The 19,204-nt window shown below is 61.9% G+C and carries 9 protein-coding genes, 2 tRNA genes and 3 rRNA genes; 4 read left to right on the forward strand and 10 right to left on the reverse strand.

Going from position 1 to position 19,204, the window contains the following annotated elements; translation table 11 throughout:
* Positions 1–38 precede the first annotated feature (38 nt).
* Together L0U81_RS21700 and L0U81_RS21705 are read right to left on the reverse strand one after the other, a co-directional pair.
* Positions 39–1,595: an NADH-quinone oxidoreductase subunit M gene (locus L0U81_RS21700; RefSeq protein WP_233805566.1), complete on the reverse strand. Its 1,557-nt coding sequence runs from the start codon at positions 1,593–1,595 to the stop codon at positions 39–41.
* Positions 1,596–1,711: 116 nt separating this feature from the next.
* Positions 1,712–2,122, reverse strand: a complete 411-nt coding sequence (locus tag L0U81_RS21705; RefSeq protein ID WP_233805567.1) for a hypothetical protein — start codon at positions 2,120–2,122, stop codon at positions 1,712–1,714.
* Between the two features lie 155 nt (positions 2,123–2,277).
* On the opposite strand from L0U81_RS21705, the gene L0U81_RS21710 reads away from it, so the two are divergent.
* The 3 genes from L0U81_RS21710 to L0U81_RS21720 all read left to right on the forward strand — a co-directional run bounded on the left by L0U81_RS21710 (position 2,278) and on the right by L0U81_RS21720 (position 6,750).
* Positions 2,278–3,012: an ABC transporter ATP-binding protein gene (locus L0U81_RS21710; RefSeq protein ID WP_233805568.1), complete on the forward strand. Its 735-nt coding sequence runs from the start codon at positions 2,278–2,280 to the stop codon at positions 3,010–3,012.
* Positions 3,002–5,581 carry an FtsX-like permease family protein gene (locus L0U81_RS21715; RefSeq protein WP_233805569.1) on the forward strand — a complete coding sequence of 860 codons (2,580 nt, stop codon included), beginning with the start codon at positions 3,002–3,004 and terminating at the stop codon, positions 5,579–5,581. Before L0U81_RS21710 ends, L0U81_RS21715 begins: the two co-directional genes overlap by 11 nt.
* Before the next feature lie 86 nt (positions 5,582–5,667).
* A complete protein-coding gene (locus tag L0U81_RS21720) occupies positions 5,668–6,750 on the forward strand; it encodes a lipocalin-like domain-containing protein (protein ID WP_233805570.1) in 1,083 nt (360 codons plus the stop codon).
* A 71-nt stretch (positions 6,751–6,821) separates the two neighbouring features.
* Here L0U81_RS21720 and rrf read toward each other — a convergent pair.
* The 5 genes from rrf to L0U81_RS21745 all read right to left on the reverse strand — a co-directional run bounded on the left by rrf (position 6,822) and on the right by L0U81_RS21745 (position 12,063).
* A 5S ribosomal RNA gene (rrf, locus tag L0U81_RS21725) occupies positions 6,822–6,935 on the reverse strand.
* Positions 6,936–7,065: 130 nt separating this feature from the next.
* A 23S ribosomal RNA gene (locus L0U81_RS21730) occupies positions 7,066–9,946 on the reverse strand.
* Between the two features lie 295 nt (positions 9,947–10,241).
* Positions 10,242–10,317 (reverse strand) — tRNA-Ala (locus L0U81_RS21735).
* A gap of 63 nt (positions 10,318–10,380) precedes the next feature.
* Positions 10,381–10,457 (reverse strand) — tRNA-Ile (locus L0U81_RS21740).
* Between the two features lie 75 nt (positions 10,458–10,532).
* Positions 10,533–12,063, reverse strand: a 16S ribosomal RNA gene (locus L0U81_RS21745).
* Together the 16S, 23S and 5S rRNA genes with 2 tRNA genes alongside form the textbook arrangement of a ribosomal RNA operon.
* Positions 12,064–12,600: 537 nt before the next feature.
* Between L0U81_RS21745 and L0U81_RS21750 the strand changes: the two genes are divergently transcribed.
* Positions 12,601–13,545, forward strand: a complete 945-nt coding sequence (locus L0U81_RS21750; protein WP_233805571.1) for a flagellar brake protein — start codon at positions 12,601–12,603, stop codon at positions 13,543–13,545.
* 64 nt (positions 13,546–13,609) lie between these two features.
* Here the strand turns inward: L0U81_RS21750 and L0U81_RS21755 are convergent, their stop codons facing one another.
* Genes L0U81_RS21755 through cobN form a run of 3 tightly spaced genes read right to left on the reverse strand, consistent with a single transcriptional unit; the run spans position 13,610 to position 19,196 of the window.
* A complete protein-coding gene (locus tag L0U81_RS21755) occupies positions 13,610–14,224 on the reverse strand; it encodes a vWA domain-containing protein (protein ID WP_233805572.1) in 615 nt (204 codons plus the stop codon).
* A gap of 56 nt (positions 14,225–14,280) precedes the next feature.
* Positions 14,281–15,375, reverse strand: coding sequence for an ATP-binding protein (locus L0U81_RS21760; RefSeq protein WP_233805573.1), 1,095 nt, complete (start codon positions 15,373–15,375; stop codon positions 14,281–14,283).
* Positions 15,372–19,196 (reverse strand): cobaltochelatase subunit CobN, encoded by a 3,825-nt coding sequence (gene cobN / locus L0U81_RS21765; protein WP_233805574.1) that lies wholly within the window; start codon positions 19,194–19,196, stop codon positions 15,372–15,374. Before cobN ends, L0U81_RS21760 begins: the two co-directional genes overlap by 4 nt.
* Between the last annotated feature and the right edge of the window lie 8 nt (positions 19,197–19,204).

Here is a 19,204-nt window from a genome sequence, read left to right on the forward strand (position 1 = left end):
ACGCGCGGATGCGACAACGACTCTTGCGCTCTGTTCTTTTAACCCGGAGTGTGCGTGGCGACGGGAGCCTGTCCGGGCGCCGCTGCCTGCAGATGCTCGCCGCCTTCCGCCGGTACCGAATCAGCCGGAAGTGCCGAGCGTTCCGATTGCGCGAGCAGCGTGCCGACCGACGGATCGATCGCGTCGGTGAACGGCTTCGGATCGAGACCGATCGCGAGCACGAGCAGCGCCATCGCACCGAGCAACACGAACTCGCGCTTGCCGAGATCCTTCAGCTTCGCGACGCGGGCGTTGGCGATCGCACCGAAGATCACGCGCTTGTACATCCACAACGTGTAGGCCGCGCTGAGGATCAGCGTGGTCGCGGCGATTGCGCCGATCCAGAAGTTGAAGCGGATCGCGCCCATCAGCACCATGAATTCGCCGACGAAGCCCGACGTGCCCGGCAGACCGATGTTGGCCATCGAGAACAGCATCACGAACGCGGCAAAGCGCGGCATGGTGTTGGCGACGCCGCCGTATTCGGCGATCGACGCAGTCTTCGTGCGGTCGTAGAGCATGCCGGTGCACAACAGCATCGCGCCGGACACCACGCCGTACGAGATCATCTGCACGATCGCGCCGGACTGCCCGAAGCGGTTGAAGACGAACAGGCCGAGCGTGACGAGGCCCATGTGCGCGACCGTCGAATACGCGAGCAGGCGGCGCATATCGGTTTGCACGAGCGCGAGCAGGCTCGAGTAGATCACCGCGACGAGCGACAGCGTGATCATCATCGGCGCGAAGAAGTGGCTCGCTTGCGGCGCGATCGGCAGCGCGAAACGCAGCAGACCGTAGCCGCCGATCTTCAGCATGCCGATCATCACCGCGGCACCGGTCGGGCCGTCGAGGTGCACGTCAGGCAGCCACGTATGTAGCGGCCACATCGGCACCTTCACGCCGAACGCGGCGAGGAAGCCGAGGAAGATCAGCGCCTGTGGCACCGTGTCGAGATGCGCTTCGCGCCACACGGCGAGGTCGAAGCTGTGCGTCTGGCTATACAGATAGAGCAGCGACATCAGCATCATCAGCGAGCCGAGGAACGACACGAAGAAAAACTTCACCGCGGCATACGTGCGGTTCTTGTGACCGTAGGTGCCGATCAGCAGATACAGCGGAATCAGCGTCGCCTCGAACGCGATGAAGAACATCATGCCGTCGAGCGATGTGAACACGCCCTGCATGAAACCCGACAGCATCAGGAACGCGCCGAAGTACTGCGCGGTGCGCTGCGTGATCGACTCCCACGACGCGATCACGATGATGATCGTCGTCAGCGCGGTCAGCGCGACGAGCCACAGCGAAATCCCGTCGATTCCCACATGCCATGCGATATCGAACGTCGGCGACCAGCGGACGTTCTCGACGAACTGCATCGAAGTCACGTCGTTACGGAAATTCGCCACGAGCGGGATCACCGGCAGGAAACCCGCCACCGCGCCGATCAGCGCGAGCCAGCGCGTGCGGTTACGCGCCGTGTCGGACCCGGCGCGCAGGACCACGAATCCGGCGACGATGGGAATCCAGATGAGAAGACTTAGGAGAGGCAATGGCATGTGCTCTGTCAAAACTTGAAATACAAAACGCCGCGTCAACGCCCCAAAAACAGCAGACATTGAAATGAAAATGTAAGTTGGAGTGTGCTGAAACTGACGTGCGAAGGGGTTTCCCGCTACACGTTTACCCGCAGCCGACTGACCAAGGGTGGGAGATTACCAAGATAAGAATAATTTTGCAGCGCAACAGCAGCAAAATCCGCACCACAAAACATTGTTACGACGCGGACACTTGCAAAACGCATCGAAATGTGCGCTTGCACATTGCCACAAAGGCCTTGTGCAGCACCGAAAATTTGACAGCAAAAGCTGGCAATTGCCCGAACGTTGACCGCTTTTAAGCGTTCGCTGTTTATGGGGTCGGTTCGACCAAAACGGTTCGTGCTGCCAACTGCTCTTTGACCGGTGCAGACGGCTTGCGATTGAACAAAAATTGGCCTGGTGAGGGATAAAAAAATTTTTTGTGCCGGCGCTCTAAATCGACCCGCACGCGGAGCGGCAACCGTGCCGCGCGCCCCGATCGCCAAGCCTCGACACTGCCCGTTCCACACTAGCAAAACCTTCACTTCCCTTACACACAATCACGGTATCCCACGCTCCCTGCTGCGGAAATTCGCGCGACGAGGCACACTCATTCCGCCCGGCCGGCTCCTTGCGCGGCTGATATCCAGGATCTCCTCGCATGACGCTTCGTGACGACGTCGTCGTACCCGCACTCGAATGCCGCGGCCTCAGCAAACGGTACGGCACCGGTCGCATCGTGCTTGCGCAGCTCGACTTCACGCTCGCCGCGGGCGAGTTCGTCGCGATCATGGGCGACTCGGGCGTCGGCAAGTCGACGCTGCTCAATCTGATCGCTGGACTCGACCGCGCCGATAGCGGCAGCGTGCTGATCGACGGACGCGCCGTCGAGCAACTCGACGATAACGCCGCGACGCGTCTGCGCCGCCAGAAGCTCGGCTTCGTGTTCCAGGCGTTTCACGTGCTGCCGCATCTGACGCTTGCGCAGAACGTCGCGCTGCCGCTGCTGCTCAACGATCTGCCGACTGCGGCCGCTCTCGACATGCTCGCGGCGGTCGGCCTCGGCGGACGCGGCGACGACTTTCCGCGCGAGCTCTCCGGCGGCGAGTTGCAGCGCGTCGCGATCGCGCGTGCGCTCGCGCATCGCCCGACGCTGCTTCTCGCCGATGAACCGACCGGCAACCTCGACCCCACGACCGCGCACGACGTGCTCGGCCTGTTCCGCGCGCAATGCAAGGCGAACGGTGCGGCGACGATCATGGTCACGCATTCGGAGGCCGCGGCCGCCGTGGCCGACCGCGTGTTGATCCTGAGCGACGGTGGACTGCATGCCGCGCGCGACAAAACCGCGAACGTCGCGCATGCCGCGGCCCGCTCGACCGACGATGGCCGCTGAACTTCACCCACTGCCGCGCGCGCCGGGATATCGCGTTCTCTCGCGCTGGCTGTTGGCCGCGGAATGGCGCAACCATCGCGGACGCGCACTCGTCGCAATCGCGACGATCGCGCTAGGCGTCGCGCTCGGCTACGCGGTGCAATTGATCAACAACGCGGCCTTCAACGAATTTTCGGCCGCCGCGCGCAGTCTGTCCGGTGAAGCCGATCTACAGGTGCGCGGCGCGCAGCCTTTCGTCGGCGAGTCCCTTTATCCGCGACTGGCCAACGAGCCGGGGGTGGCGCTGGCGAGTCCCGTGCTCGCGTTCGACGTCGCGGTGCAGGGCCACCACGGCGCACTGCCTGTCATCGGCATCGACATCTTCAGGGCGAGCCGGATCACGCCCGATCTGATCGGCGTGCCATCGTCGGACAGGCCGTTCGACACGCTCGCCTCCGATGCGGTATTTCTCTCGACGGCCGCGCAGCAATGGCTGAACGTCAAGGCCGGCGATGACTTGACGTTGCGCAGCGGCACGTCGGATCTGCATCTGCGCATCGCGGGGGGGCTCGTGCGCACGCGGCCGGGTCAACGGCTCGCGGTGATGGACATCGCCGCCGCGCAATGGAAGTTCGGCAACGTGGGCAAGCTGTCGCGCGTCGACGTGCAACTGGAACGCGGCGTCGATCGGCAACGCTTCAAACGGGATCTGCAACAGCGGCTCGGCAACGCATGGGTGGTCGCCGAGACGCGCGACACCGAAAGCCGCACTGATCGTCTGTCGCGCGCTTATCGGATCAACATGAACGTGCTCGCGCTGGTCGCGCTGTTCACGGGCGCGTTCCTCGTGTTTTCGACGCAGGCGCTCGGCGTCGTGCGACGCCGCTCGCAATTCGCGATGCTGCGCGTGCTCGGACTCACGCGAGCTCAGCTATTGCGGCAGATCCTGCTCGAAGGCGCGCTGCTCGGGCTGCTCGGTTCGTTGTGCGGACTTGCGCTCGGCTACGCGATGGCGAGCGGCGCGCTGCGCTTCTTCGGCAGCGATCTCGGCGGTGGCTATTTTCCGGGCGTGCAACCGCGAGTCGGTTTCGAGCCGCTCGCGAGCGCGGTGTTTCTCGCGCTCGGGATCGCGGTGTCTGTGTTGGGCAGCGTCGCGCCCGCCATCGATGCGGCGCGTGCACGGCCTGCCGCGGCACTCAAGGCCGGCGCCGAGGAAGGCGCGTTGGCGCGGCTCGCGACTCCGTGGCCCGCGTTCGGCTGTTTGCTGGCGGCCGTCGCGCTGACGCGCGTGCCGCCGTGGTTCGATACGCCGATCGCCGGCTACCTAGCGGTTGCATTGTTGCTCGTCGGCGGCATCGCGCTGATGCCGCGCGTAACCGCGCTGATATTCGGCGCGGCGAGCCGCGCGCGCGGCAGGCGACGCCGCGCGGGCGCGACGGGCACGCTCGCGATCGCGCGTCTCGCGAATGCGCCGGGGCAGGCGTCGATCGCGATGGGCGGCGTGCTGTCGAGCTTCGCGCTGATCGTCGCGATGGCGATCATGGTGGCCAGTTTCCGCGTATCCGTCGACGACTGGATCACGCATCTGCTGTCCGCCGATCTTTACGTGCGCGTCGCGTCGGGCGGCAGTAGCGCCGACAGTGGCGGCTTGCGGCCCCTCGAACAGACGCGGATCGCGGCGGTGCCCGGCATCCGCAACGCCGCGTTCTCGCGTATCACCCGTCTGACGCTCGATCCCGCGCGCCCGGACGTCGCGCTGCTCGCGCGCGAAATCGACGCGGCCGATCCGGGCGCGAACCTGCAGATGACCGGCACGGTGCTGCCACCGTCCGCACTTCGTGCCGGCGACATACCTATTTGGGTATCCGAAGCAATGGTCGACCTGTATGGATATCGGTTGGGCCAGCGTGTGCGATTGCCGCTTGGCGAGCCCGGCCAAACGTTCGCTGTAGCCGGCGTGTGGCGCGATTACGCACGGCAAAGCGGCGCGATCCAGATACCGCTCGCCGATTATCGTCGGCTGACCGGCGATTCCACCGCAACCGATGTCGCCGTGACGGTCGAGCGGGGCGTGAGTGTCGAGCGCGTTGTCGAGAAATTAAGGGCGTTGCCGTTCGGCGCGTCGCTCGAGTTGTCGCAACCGGGTGAGATCCGTGCGCGCACGCTGGTGATTTTCGACCGCAGTTTCGCGGTCACGTATCTGCTCGAGGCGGTGGCGATCGTGATTGGATTGTTCGGCGTCGCCGCGACGTTTTCCGCCCAGACGCTCGCACGCGCCCGCGAGTTTGGGATGTTGCGCCACGTCGGCGTGACGCGCGCGCAGGTTCTAGCTATCCTCGCATCGGAGGGCGGCCTGCTCACCGCATGCGGCATTGCGCTCGGATTCGCGCTTGGTTTCGCGATCAGCTTGATTCTCGTGTTCGTCGTCAATCCGCAGTCGTTTCACTGGAGCATGTCGTTGCATGTGCCGTGGTTCGCGCTAGGCGCAGTCGCGTCGGTGATGCTGGTGCTGTCGTGCTCGACGGCGGTGATCGCGGGACGCGGCGCGGTATCCGTGGATGCGGTGCGCGCGGTGAAGGAGGACTGGTGATGCGAACTGCGCGCAGGCACAGCGGCTCACTTCTGCGACGCCCTCACCTTCTTTTACGAGGCCTGGTTTGCGTTGGCATAGCCGCTGTGGCGCCCTCGTTTGCGGCCAGTAGCGAGTTCTCTGCGTCCACCCCGGCCGCCTTCGCGGCAGTGACGCCCGACCATCCGATCTCATTTCCGCATGACAGTGGTGCTCACCCGGCTTTCCGCACCGAATGGTGGTACGCGACGGGTTGGCTCACGACACCCGAGAACCAATCTCTCGGATTCCAGATCACCTTCTTCCGTTCTGCGACCGGTCACGACGCCGCCGATCCGAGCGCTTTTGCACCGTCACAACTGATCATCGCGCACGCGGCGTTGAGCGACCCGGCGATCGGCCACCTCGTTCACGATCAGCGCATCGCTCGCGAAGGTTTCTCGCTCGCCTATGCGAGGCCCGCCACCACCGACGTCAAACTCGACGCATGGAAAATGATTCGCGCCGCGGACGGCCACTACGACGTCACCGCCGACGCAAGCGGATTCTCGCTACATCTGAAACTGACGCCAACGCAACCCCCGCTGATTCAGGGCGAGCGCGGTTACTCGAGCAAAGGACCGCGGCCCGAACAGGCCAGCTATTACTACAGCGAACCGCAGCTCCGCGTGACGGGCACGGTGGTACGTCCTGCCACGGGTGGAAACGACTCGACGCGCACGACAACGGTGACGGGCACCGCGTGGCTGGATCACGAATGGTCGAGCAGTTTGCTCGACGCCAATGCGGTCGGATGGGATTGGCTCGGCGCCAATCTGACGGACGGCTCGGCGCTGATGGCATTCAAGATCCGTAGCCGCGACGGACGTGCAATATGGGCCCACGCGACGCTTCGCCAACCCGATGGACAGGTAACGAACTTCGGCCCTGCTGAAGTCGCCTTCACACCACGTCGCGTGTGGCGCTCGCCGCGTACGAGTGCTTCGTATCCGGTGTCGATGACGGTTAGAACGGGCTCGCAGACGTGGCAACTCGATCCGCTGATGGAAGATCAGGAACTCGATTCACGACAGTCGACTGGTGCGGTGTATTGGGAAGGAGCGGTGCGGGTGAGTCGACAGAATACGGATGTAGGGCGCGCCTATCTGGAACTGACGGGCTACGCGAATGCGCTGCGGATTGGAAAGTAACGAAGCGCGTAAAAGGCCGCGTAAACGCAGAAACCCCACCGCGAAGGGTGGGGTTTCTGACTGGGTAAGGAGCCTGACGATTACCTACTTTCACACGGGCAATCCGCACTATCATCGGCGTGGAGTCGTTTCACGGTCCTGTTCGGGATGGGAAGGGGTGGGACCGACTCGCTATGGTCATCAGGCATGACGGGTTGCTGCGTCGCTACGGGTGAGCGCCACAGCCAATCGGGAAGAAGCGTAAAGGATTCGTGTGTGGGGGTTGTGCTGTTTCTGGCACAACATGGATCTCAACCGGTGAAACCCACCGGTTATAGGATCAAGCCTTACGGGCAATTAGTATCAGTTAGCTCAGTACATTACTGTACGTGCACACCTGACCTATCAACGTCCTGGTCTTGAACGACCCTTCAAGGGGCTCGAAGCCCCGGGGATATCTCATCTTAAGGCGAGTTTCCCGCTTAGATGCTTTCAGCGGTTATCTCTTCCGAACATAGCTACCCGGCGATGCCACTGGCGTGACAACCGGTACACCAGAGGTTCGTCCACTCCGGTCCTCTCGTACTAGGAGCAGCCCCCTTCAAATATCCAGCGCCCACGGCAGATAGGGACCAAACTGTCTCACGACGTTTTAAACCCAGCTCACGTACCTCTTTAAATGGCGAACAGCCATACCCTTGGGACCGGCTACAGCCCCAGGATGAGATGAGCCGACATCGAGGTGCCAAACACCGCCGTCGATATGAACTCTTGGGCGGTATCAGCCTGTTATCCCCAGAGTACCTTTTATCCGTTGAGCGATGGCCCTTCCATACAGAACCACCGGATCACTATGACCTGCTTTCGCACCTGTTCGACTTGTCAGTCTCACAGTCAAGCACGCTTATGCCATTGCACTATCAGCACGATTTCCGACCGTACCTAGCGTACCTTCGTACTCCTCCGTTACACTTTGGGAGGAGACCGCCCCAGTCAAACTGCCTACCATGCACTGTCCCCGACCCGGATCACGGGCCAAGGTTAGAACCTCAAACAGATCAGGGTGGTATTTCAAGGACGGCTCCACGCAGACTGGCGTCCACGCTTCATAGCCTCCCACCTATCCTACACAGACCGGTTCAAAGTCCAATGCAAAGCTACAGTAAAGGTTCATGGGGTCTTTCCGTCTAGCCGCGGGGAGATTGCATCATCACAAACACTTCAACTTCGCTGAGTCTCGGGAGGAGACAGTGTGGCCATCGTTACGCCATTCGTGCAGGTCGGAACTTACCCGACAAGGAATTTCGCTACCTTAGGACCGTTATAGTTACGGCCGCCGTTTACCGGGACTTCAATCAGGAGCTTGCACCCCATCATTTAATCTTCCGGCACCGGGCAGGCGTCACACCCTATACGTCCACTTTCGTGTTTGCAGAGTGCTGTGTTTTTATTAAACAGTCGCAGCCACCAGTTTATTGCAACCCCTTCACCCTCTGCGCGCAGGCGCATCAAGCTACCAGGGCGTACCTTATCCCGAAGTTACGGTACCAATTTGCCGAGTTCCTTCTCCCGAGTTCTCTCAAGCGCCTTAGAATACTCATCTCGCCCACCTGTGTCGGTTTGCGGTACGGTCACTGTGAAACTGAAGCTTAGAGGCTTTTCCTGGAACCCCTTCCAGTTGCTTCGCTTCCGAAGAAGCTCGCGCCACACCCTTGAGTCCTGTGCCCGGATTTGCCAAAGCACCCTCTTCAATGCAGCGACCGGGACTTCCAACACCCGGACAACCTTCCGCGATCCGTCCCCCCATCGCATTTCACAATGGTGCAGAAATATTAATCTGCTTCCCATCAGCTACGCATTTCTGCCTCGCCTTAGGGGCCGACTCACCCTACGCCGATGAACGTTGCGTAGGAAACCTTGGGCTTACGGCGAGGGGGCCTTTCACCCCCTTTATCGCTACTCATGTCAGCATTCGCACTTCCGATACCTCCAGCACACTTTCCAGTGCACCTTCGCAGGCTTACGGAACGCTCTCCTACCATGCGTGCAAAGCACGCATCCGCAGCTTCGGTATATGGCTTAGCCCCGTTACATCTTCCGCGCAGGACGACTCGATCAGTGAGCTATTACGCTTTCTTTAAAGGGTGGCTGCTTCTAAGCCAACCTCCTGACTGTTTTAGCCTTCCCACTTCGTTTCCCACTTAGCCATATTTGGGGACCTTAGCTGGCGGTCTGGGTTGTTTCCCTCTTGACACCGGACGTTAGCACCCGATGTCTGTCTCCCGTGATTGCACTCTTCGGTATTCGGAGTTTGCTATGGCGTAGTAATCCGCAATGGACCCCACAACCATGACAGTGCTCTACCCCCGAAGGTGATACACGAGGCACTACCTAAATAGTTTTCGGAGAGAACCAGCTATTTCCAGGTTTGTTTAGCCTTTCACCCCTATCCACAGCTCATCCCCTAACTTTTCAACGTTAGTGGGTTCGGTCCTCCAGCACGTGTTACCGTGCCTTCAACCTGGCCATGGATAGATCACCTGGTTTCGGGTCTACACCCAGCGACTGGACGCCCTGTTCGGACTCGCTTTCGCTACGCCTGCCCTAATCGGTTAAGCTCGCCACTGAATGTAAGTCGCTGACCCATTATACAAAAGGTACGCCGTCACCCCTTGCGAGGCTCCGACTGTTTGTATGCATGCGGTTTCAGGATCTGTTTCACTCCCCTCCCGGGGTTCTTTTCGCCTTTCCCTCACGGTACTGGTTCACTATCGGTCGATCACGAGTATTTAGCCTTGGAGGATGGTCCCCCCATCTTCAGACAGGATTTCACGTGTCCCGCCCTACTTGTCGTACACCCAGTTCTTTCATAATGTTTTCGCCTACGGGGCTATCACCCGCTATGGCCGCACTTTCCAGAGCGTTCGGCTAACACTACAAATAAAGAGTACAGGCTGGTCCCATTTCGCTCGCCACTACTCTGGGAATCTCGGTTGATTTCTTTTCCTGCGGTTACTTAGATGTTTCAGTTCACCGCGTTCGCTTCGCGTAGCCTATGGATTCAGCTACGGATACTCCATTAGGAGTGGGTTTCCCCATTCGGACATCGACGGATCAAAGCTCGTTTGCCAGCTCCCCGTCGCTTTTCGCAGGCTACCGCGTCCTTCATCGCCTGTGATCGCCAAGGCATCCACCACATGCACTTGTTCGCTTGACCCTATAACGGGTGAGTCTCTCTCGAAACGCACTGCGTTACAGGTTGAGTATTCGTGTTGCGCCGTATTCCAAAGCGATCTCTCGATCACTTAAAAATACATCGATACAATCACAACCCTGATTCACCTACTCACGCGCCCATCTCTAAGCACGCTTTCGTGAATCTCTTTACTACTTCTTCCTGATTGTTAAAGAACGACAGCCGATAGCGGGTTGCCCCGTACCGCTCTGACTGGCTCAATCGCCAATGCCAAGTACTCAGCAGCACTTCCTGCTGAACCCTTGGCATTGAAGATTGGTGGAGGATGACGGGATCGAACCGACGACCCCCTGCTTGCAAAGCAGGTGCTCTCCCAGCTGAGCTAATCCCCCAGTCATACACAGATAGTTACCTGTCACTCCGGGGTGGACCAGTCAGCACCACAGACAAGACAGTGGTGGGTCTGGATGGATTCGAACCATCGACCCCCGCCTTATCAAGACGGTGCTCTAACCGACTGAGCTACAGACCCCTGAGTCTGTCTGCGTTTCTTCTTCTAACCACAGCCGATAAGCGTGAGCACTTGCGCAGCAATGCGTAGCTCTGGAAAGGAGGTGATCCAGCCGCACCTTCCGATACGGCTACCTTGTTACGACTTCACCCCAGTCATGAATCCTACCGTGGTGACCGTCCTCCTTGCGGTTAGACTAGCCACTTCTGGTAAAACCCACTCCCATGGTGTGACGGGCGGTGTGTACAAGACCCGGGAACGTATTCACCGCGGCATGCTGATCCGCGATTACTAGCGATTCCAGCTTCACGCACTCGAGTTGCAGAGTGCGATCCGGACTACGATCGGTTTTCTGGGATTGGCTCCACCTCGCGGCTTGGCAACCCTCTGTTCCGACCATTGTATGACGTGTGAAGCCCTACCCATAAGGGCCATGAGGACTTGACGTCATCCCCACCTTCCTCCGGTTTGTCACCGGCAGTCTCCCTGGAGTGCTCTTGCGTAGCAACTAGGGACAAGGGTTGCGCTCGTTGCGGGACTTAACCCAACATCTCACGACACGAGCTGACGACAGCCATGCAGCACCTGTGTTATGGCTCCCTTTCGGGCACCCCCACCTCTCGGCAGGGTTCCATACATGTCAAGGGTAGGTAAGGTTTTTCGCGTTGCATCGAATTAATCCACATCATCCACCGCTTGTGCGGGTCCCCGTCAATTCCTTTGAGTTTTAATCTTGCGACCGTACTCCCCAGGCGGTCAACTTCACGCGTTAGCTACGTTACCAAGCCAATGAAGGCCCGACAACCAGTTGACATCGTTTAGGGCGTGGACTACCAGGGTATCTAATCCTGTTTGCTCCCCACGCTTTCGTGCATGAGCGTCAGTATTGACCCAGGGGGCTGCCTTCGCCATCGGTATTCCTCCACATCTCTACGCATTTCACTGCTACACGTGGAATTCTACCCCCCTCTGCCATACTCCAGCGATGCAGTCACCAATGCAGTTCCCAGGTTAAGCCCGGGGATTTCACATCGGTCTTACATCACCGCCTGCGCACGCTTTACGCCCAGTAATTCCGATTAACGCTCGCACCCTACGTATTACCGCGGCTGCTGGCACGTAGTTAGCCGGTGCTTATTCTTCCGGTACCGTCATCCCCCGGCCATATTAGGACCAGGGATTTCTTCCCGGACAAAAGTGCTTTACAACCCGAAGGCCTTCTTCACACACGCGGCATTGCTGGATCAGGCTTGCGCCCATTGTCCAAAATTCCCCACTGCTGCCTCCCGTAGGAGTCTGGGCCGTGTCTCAGTCCCAGTGTGGCTGGTCGTCCTCTCAGACCAGCTACAGATCGTCGGCTTGGTAGGCCTTTACCCCACCAACTACCTAATCTGCCATCGGCCGCCCCTGCAGCGCGAGGTCTTGCGATCCCCCGCTTTCCTCCTCAGAGCGTATGCGGTATTAATCCGGCTTTCGCCGGGCTATCCCCCACTCCAGGACACGTTCCGATGTATTACTCACCCGTTCGCCACTCGCCACCAGACCGAAGTCCGTGCTGCCGTTCGACTTGCATGTGTAAGGCATGCCGCCAGCGTTCAATCTGAGCCAGGATCAAACTCTTCAGTTCAAACCTGTTACTGTTTTCGGGCTCTCTCGAACCCGGTCGCTCACTCAACGTACTGACGAAGTGTCCAGCCATCTTCCGATGACCAAACCTTCCTTTCATTACTGTGTGAGGCTTCTTGATACTTTTGCTGTCAGCAGATTCCGCAGAATCCGCCGTCGCATTGCGCATCAAGCGCCCACACTTATCGGCTGTTAGTTTTTAAAGATCGGTCCGCACCACCCGCCGCACCTGAACTACCCGGCACCGCTTCGTTTGCGTCGCTGCGTCTGCAGCAGAGAAACGAGATTATGGAGAGCGGCCCGCACTCCGTCAATACCCTTCTCGCAATTTATTTAAAAAAGTTGAAGAGCTTAAAAATTGAGCATCGGCGGACGAAAACTTCAATTAGTTAGTCCTCCGATGGAATTCGTCTGTGGTCAAAAACTAACAAATCAAAACAGAGCGGACGCAACTTCCCCACAACCGTTCCCCAAATTAAAGTTTTACCCTCCGCCGCCGTCAACCAGATCTTCCCGCCACTCAAATTTGCTTCAGACTATGGAGACTCCCGTCGACGCACATGTCGAGGAAACCCCGCTCGCCGCTGCATCGCCGGCGCTCGAGCTTGATACGGTGCCGGTAGGCACGCCGCTCCCGTGGCCGATCGTCGCGGCCGACGGCACGCTGCTCTTCGCAAGCGCGGCGATCCTCGCGACCACCGAGGAGCGCGCGTTCCTGTTCCAACACTTCCACCCCCAACGAGGCGACCTGTTCGCGCTCGACGCACAACAACCGCCGGCGCCCGCGGCACAGCCTGAACACGCCGATGAGCTGACGCTCAGCGACATGCACCTCGATATCGGCGCATTGATCGGCATGCGCTCGCAGCTCGGCAGCGGCGCGCCGATGCTCCCGTGCCGCATCATCGGCTTCGCGCCGAATCATGCGCTGTTCGTCACGCCGCCGACGCAGCAAGGCCGGCCGCTGCCGCTCACGCTCGGCGAAAACGTCGAAATTGTCGCGATCGCGAGCCAGGCCGTGTTCCGTTTCGTCTGCACGGTCGAGGCGGTCTGCCGCCTGCCGTTCGACTATGTGGTGTTGTCGAGGCCAGGCGCGATTCGCCGGCTGCGCGAGCGCAAATCGATCCGCGTCCACGCGCACCTGCCTGTGCGGTTTGGCATCGGCGAGGCCGGCGACACGTACGAGGGCCTTGGACTTGCCAAGGGCATCAGCTCGCTCGGCATGTCGTTGAGTGCGTCATGGACACTCGGCGAGGTGGGCGAGCGGCTGCGCATCGCGTTTCGGTTGAGGTCAGCCGAATACGATACGGAGATCAAGACGACGGCCGTGATCCGCAACGTTCAGAAAGGCAAAACGCCTGGTGAGCCAAGCATGCATGGACTCGAACTGGATCAGCTCGATGCCGCCCAACAGATGGCGATGAAAGTGTTCGTGTTCGATCGCCAGGAAAATGTGCAGTACTGGTCCAATGATCTGAAATGAGCGGTATGGCTGAGACGTAACGCGCGCGGACGCAGCAGCGCAGACCGCACTGCGCCCGCATCTATCAGCCGATCAACTCTTCCGGCGTCAACCGCCGCGCCCCCCACGCACTAGCGAGCACTTCACAACGGCCGAGCCGTATCGCATCGCGCTCAAAATCGACAAATACGATTTCATCGGCATCGGCCGGACGCGCGGGTTCGTCGCGCGTGCGGCCGTCGGTCAGGATCCATAGCCAGCGCTGCTGGGCCGGCCGCCGCCGCGCGCTGCGCCCGAGCAGTTGCGCGGCGCTGCGCACACCTGACGCGAGCGGCGAGCCGCCGCCTCCGCCCACTGGCGCGAGCCATCGCTCGTTCCACCAGCGCGGCACCGCGGGGCCAAAGCGTACGTCCGCGCCCGCACCGCCGAAGCAGATCAACGCGGCCTCGGCGCGCATCGCGCTCGCCCGGTCGAACAATGCAATCAGCAGACCCTTCGCGAGCGCGAGGCGGTGGCCCGCCAGCATCGACCCGGAGCAATCGAGCACAAAACAATGCAGCACACCGCCGCGCGGCGTTTCACGAACGAAGCGCAGATGCTCTCGACGCAGCGTGCGCTCGCGCATCGCAGCGAGCGTCGGTGGCCATGCAATGCGCCTGCCCGGTTCGTCACGCGCCGTGTCGCGCGAACCCGTGCCCACGCCTTGCCGCCATCGAAAACCGCTGCGCGAGTCAGCGGCGGCGCCCTTCCGATGGCTCAGCGTTTTTTTGCGTCGAGCGGAATCACGCCTTTGACGGGCACTGCCGCCGCCGGCTCGGGCGGCATATAGCCCCAGTCGGTGTCGCTGGAAGACGTCGTAGAAGCCGCCTGATCGCCGGACGCGCTGCCAGCGTCGTCATGCGGCCGCGTTCCGCCCTGGTGCTGCCCCTGATCCGAGCGTTGCGCATCATGCTGACGCCGCCGATGAAGCAGCACCGCATCGGCAACGCGCTCCACATGCCGCACCGTCACCGCATCCTCCTGTTCGAATGCGGCCAGCGCGCGCGCCGCGCGCAGCATCACGAGATCGGCGCGCAGACCGTCGACGGCCGCGTCGATGCAAAGCGCGCTCACGCGCGCGTGGACGGCATCGTCGAACGACAGCAACGGCAGCGCGGCGCGTGCCGCGCGAATTCGCCGCACGTATGAAGCCTGCTGCTCCGCATGAGCGGCACGAAATCCGGTGGGATCATGATCGAACGCGAGCCGCGCCTTGACGATCGCCTGCCGCACCTGCGGCTCGAACGCGTTCTGCAACTCGACCATCAGACCGAAGCGGTCGATCAGCTGCGGCCGCAACTCGCCCTCTTCGGGATTCATCGTGCCGATCAGCACGAAGCTCGCGTCGTGACTATGCGACACGCCATCGCGTTCGACGGTATTCACGCCGCTCGCCGCCGCATCGAGCAATGCGTCGACGAGCGCATCGGGAAGCAGATTGACTTCGTCGACGTACAGCACACCGCGATGGGCCCTCGCGAGCAACCCGGGCGAGAAGCGCACGGAGCCGTCGCGCAACACGGTTTCGATATCGAGCGTGCCGATCAGGCGATCTTCGCTCGCGCCAAGCGGCAGATTCACGAGCTGCCCTTCCGGCAGCAGCTCGGCAAGCGCGCGCGCGGCGGTCGACTTTGCCGTACCGCGCGGCCCGCTAATCAGTACGCCGCCGAGGCCGGGATCGATCGCCGCGAGCAACAGTGCCTGCTGCAACGAAGCCTGGCCGATCAGCGCGGCAAACGGAAAAACCGGTCGCGCGCCCGATGCAACACCTGCGCCCTTCAAGTCGTCCGTTCCTCGCGTCGCTCCATTCATGTTTGCTTTCCTTCGATCTGCTGTTCGCTCGCGAGCAGATGCGTTTCAACCTGCTCGCGATAGTCGCCCGGTTGCTGCCACAAACCCCGCTGCATCGCTTCGAGCAAACGCTCGCAGACCGAATGCAGCGCATGGGGGTTGTGCCGCTGCATGAACGCGCGGGTATCGGCGTCGTTCAAATAAGCATCGGCAACGAGCGCGTATTGATGATCCGCGATCACGCGCGCGGTCGCGTCGTAGCCGTACAGATAGTCGACCGTCGCGGCGATCTCGGCCGCGCCCTTGTAGCCGTGCCGCTTCACGCCATCGAGCCATTTCGGATTGACCACGCGCGAGCGGATCACGCGCGCGATCTCCTCCTGCAACGTTCGCACGCGTGGCGCGGCCGGATTGCTGTGATCGGCGTGATAGACACGCGGCTGCTCGCCGGCCAGATGCCTTACGGCCGCGACCATGCCGCCCTGGAACTGGTAGTAGTCGTTCGAATCGAGCACATCGTGCTCGCGGTTGTCCTGGTTCTGCAGCACGACGTCCATTGCGGCGAGCCGTGCGCCAAACGCATGGTGCGCCTCCTCACCCGCGCTCTTCTGCGCGTACGCGTATCCGCCCCAGGCCTGATACGCGTTCGCGAGATCGGCGTCGGTCTGCCATTGGCGCGAGTCGATCATCTCCTGCAGACCCGCGCCATACGCGCCGGGCCGCGCGCTGAACACGCGCCAGCCGGCGCGCTTTCGTGCTTCGGCCGGGTCCATGCCGCGCGCAATCAACGCATCGCGTTCACGCTGCACGCGCACACGAATCGGATTCAGCTCCGGCGGTTCGTCGAGTTCGGCAACCGCTTGCACGGCCGCATCGAACAGATGCATCACGTTCGCGAACGCATCGCGGAAAAAACCGGATACGCGCAACGTCACGTCGATACGCGGCCGATCGAACGCGTCGATCGGCATGATCTCGAAGTCCGTCACGCGATGGCTGCCCGGCGCCCATTTCGGACGCACGCCGAGCAACGCGAGCGCCTGCGCGATATCGTCGCCGCCGGTGCGCATCGTCGCGGTGCCCCAGACCGACAGGCCGATCGCGCGCGGATAATCGCCGTGCTCCTGCAGATGCCGCTCGATCAGCTGCTGCGCTGACTTCAAGCCGAGTGCCCACGCGGCTTGCGTCGGCACCGCGCGCGTGTCGACCGAATAGAAATTGCGGCCGGTGGGCAACACGTCGGGCCGTCCGCGCGACGGCGAACCGCTCGGACCTGGCGGCACGAAACGTCCTTCGAGGCCGCGCTTCAGTTGCGTCATTTCCTGCGGGCCGCATGCGTCGAGACGCGGCAGCACGTCGTCGCGCAGGCGCGCGATCACCTGTTGCGTCTGCGGCAGACTTTCGTCGGCTACGGCTACCGCTACGCCTGGCGAACGATCCGCATCATCGAGATCGACACCGCACACGCCACGCAACAACCCGGCCGCGAGCAACTCCAAACGCTCGCGCGTATCGCCGTAATGGCGCCACGGCACATCGCTGACCCGCTGCAATACGTCGGGACGCGGGCCGTCCCACGCGGCCGCCCAGTCGACGGTCAACGGATCGAACAGATGATCCATGCGCAGATCGCGCGTCAGCGCGTCGATCAGTCCCGCCCGGCGGCCCTGACCATCGCCGATCGGAAAGCGCCCGAGCGCGAGCAGCGTATCGCGCCGCTGCACGCCGCGCGGCGACTGCCCAAACGTATGCAGGCCATCGCGAATCTGCGCTTCCTTCAGCTCGCACAGCCATGCATCGACACGTGTAAGCAGCGCGTCTTCGTCGTCCTGTCCGCTCGGCGCCGCGAGACTCAGCTCTTCGTGCAGCCGATGCTCGACGATCGTCGTCAGAATCGTGCGGCGCAGCAGCTTCGCACGACGCGGATCGACCATCAATGCTTCGTAGTATTCGTCGACCTGGCGTTCGAGATCCTGCAACGGCCCATAGTTTTCGGCGCGTGTGAGCGGCGGCATCAGATGATCGACGATCACCGCCTGCGCGCGCCGCTTCGCCTGGCTGCCCTCGCCCGGATCGTTGACGATGAACGGATACAGATGCGGCATCGGCCCGAGAATCAGATCGGGCCAGCACGCGTCGCTCAACGCGACGCTTTTTCCGGGCAGCCATTCGAGATTGCCGTGCTTGCCGACATGCACGATCGCGTCGATGCCGAACTGATGGCGCAGCCAAAAATAGAACGCGAGATACGCATGCGGCGGCACGAGCTCCGCGTCGTGATAGCTCGCGTAGTCGCCTTGCTCGCGCGAGCGCGAAGGCTGAATGCCGACAAACACCTGCCCGCAGCGCCAGCCGGCGATCATGAAGCGGCCGCGCCGCAGCGTCGGGTCCTGTTCGGGCCTGCCCCAGCGCGCGTTCAACGTGTCGCGCACGCTCGCCGGCAAGGCGTTGAAAGGCGCGAGATAGTCGTCGAGCGCGAGGCTTTGCAGGGCTGGACGCAGATCGCGCACCACGGGATCGTTGGTCACGCCCTCGGTCAGCCTGCTCAACAACGCATCGCCGTTTTCGGGCAATTCGCCGATCCGGTAGCCTTCATCGCGCAGCATCGACAGAATGCCGACCACCGACGCCGGCGTATCGAGCCCCACGCCGTTGCCGATGCGCCCTTCGCTCATCGGGTAGTTCGCGAGGATCAGTGCGACTTTCTTGTCGGCGTTATCGAGCGAACGCAGACGGCACCAGCGGCGGCTCAGCTCGGCGAGAAAACGCACCCGTTCGAGGTCGGGCTGATAGCGGACCACGTCGACCTGGGTATGCGCACAGCGATACGCGAGCCCCTTGAAGCTGATCGCGCGCGTGATGATGCGGCCGTCCACTTCGGGCAGCGCGATATGCATGGCAATGTCGCGCGAATTGAGACCATGGTTGTCCTTGAGCCAATCTTCGCGATTGCCGCCGCTCAGGATCACCTGAAACACCGGCGCGTCGCCGGCGAGCGCGAGCGGCTCGGGGTCGTCGATCGCGGACGCGGCGAACGCGGTCGTGTTCAGCACGAGCGCGACACCATGCTGCGCGCACAGCGACTGTACGACGTCGCGGCTCATTGCGTCCTTCAACGACGTGATCGCAAGCGGCAGCGGGTTGAGCCCTTGTGTTTCGAGCGCGTCGATCAACGCATCGAAGACCGCGGTATTGGCGGCCTGCAGATGCGCCTTGTAGAACAGGATCGCGACGACCGGCGCGTCCTGCCGCCAGCGCGCCTGCCAGTCGGCGACGGTGGGCGTATCGCGCTCGGGGTGATACAGCGAAGCGGCCGGCAACGCGCGCGGCGGCTCGGGCTCGCGTCCCCAGTCGAACGCGCGATACGCGATGCAGCGCAAGAACGCCTCGGCGTTCTGCGCTCCGCCTTCGCGCAGATAGCGCCACAGCTGCTGGCATAGCTCGGCGCTCGCGGTGCTGCGCGCAAGCAGGTTCGGGTCTTCCTGCAGGTCGCCGGAAAACATCGCGAGTGTCTGCTGTTTGCGCTGCGCGAGCGCGACCACCTGCTCGATGCCGTACGGCCAATAGGTTTCGCCGCCAAGATGATCGACCACGACGACGCGCGCGTGCTGCAACACGTCGTCGATATAGAAATCAACCGAGGCCGGTTGACGCAGATACGTGACGTTCGCGAGCCGCACGCTCGGGAAGCCGTCGCCGAGACGCGGCACCACGCTCGCAAGCAGCGACAGCGTGGTGTCGGCGGAACTGAGCACGACGATATCGGCGGGCTGCTGATCGATGCGGATCACGCCCTGTGTATCGTCGACGAAGCCGCCCGGCGTCGTGCGCAGCAGATGCATGCTGGTGC

The organism is Paraburkholderia sp. HP33-1, assembly GCF_021390595.1.
Classification (GTDB): Bacteria; Pseudomonadota; Gammaproteobacteria; order Burkholderiales; family Burkholderiaceae; genus Paraburkholderia.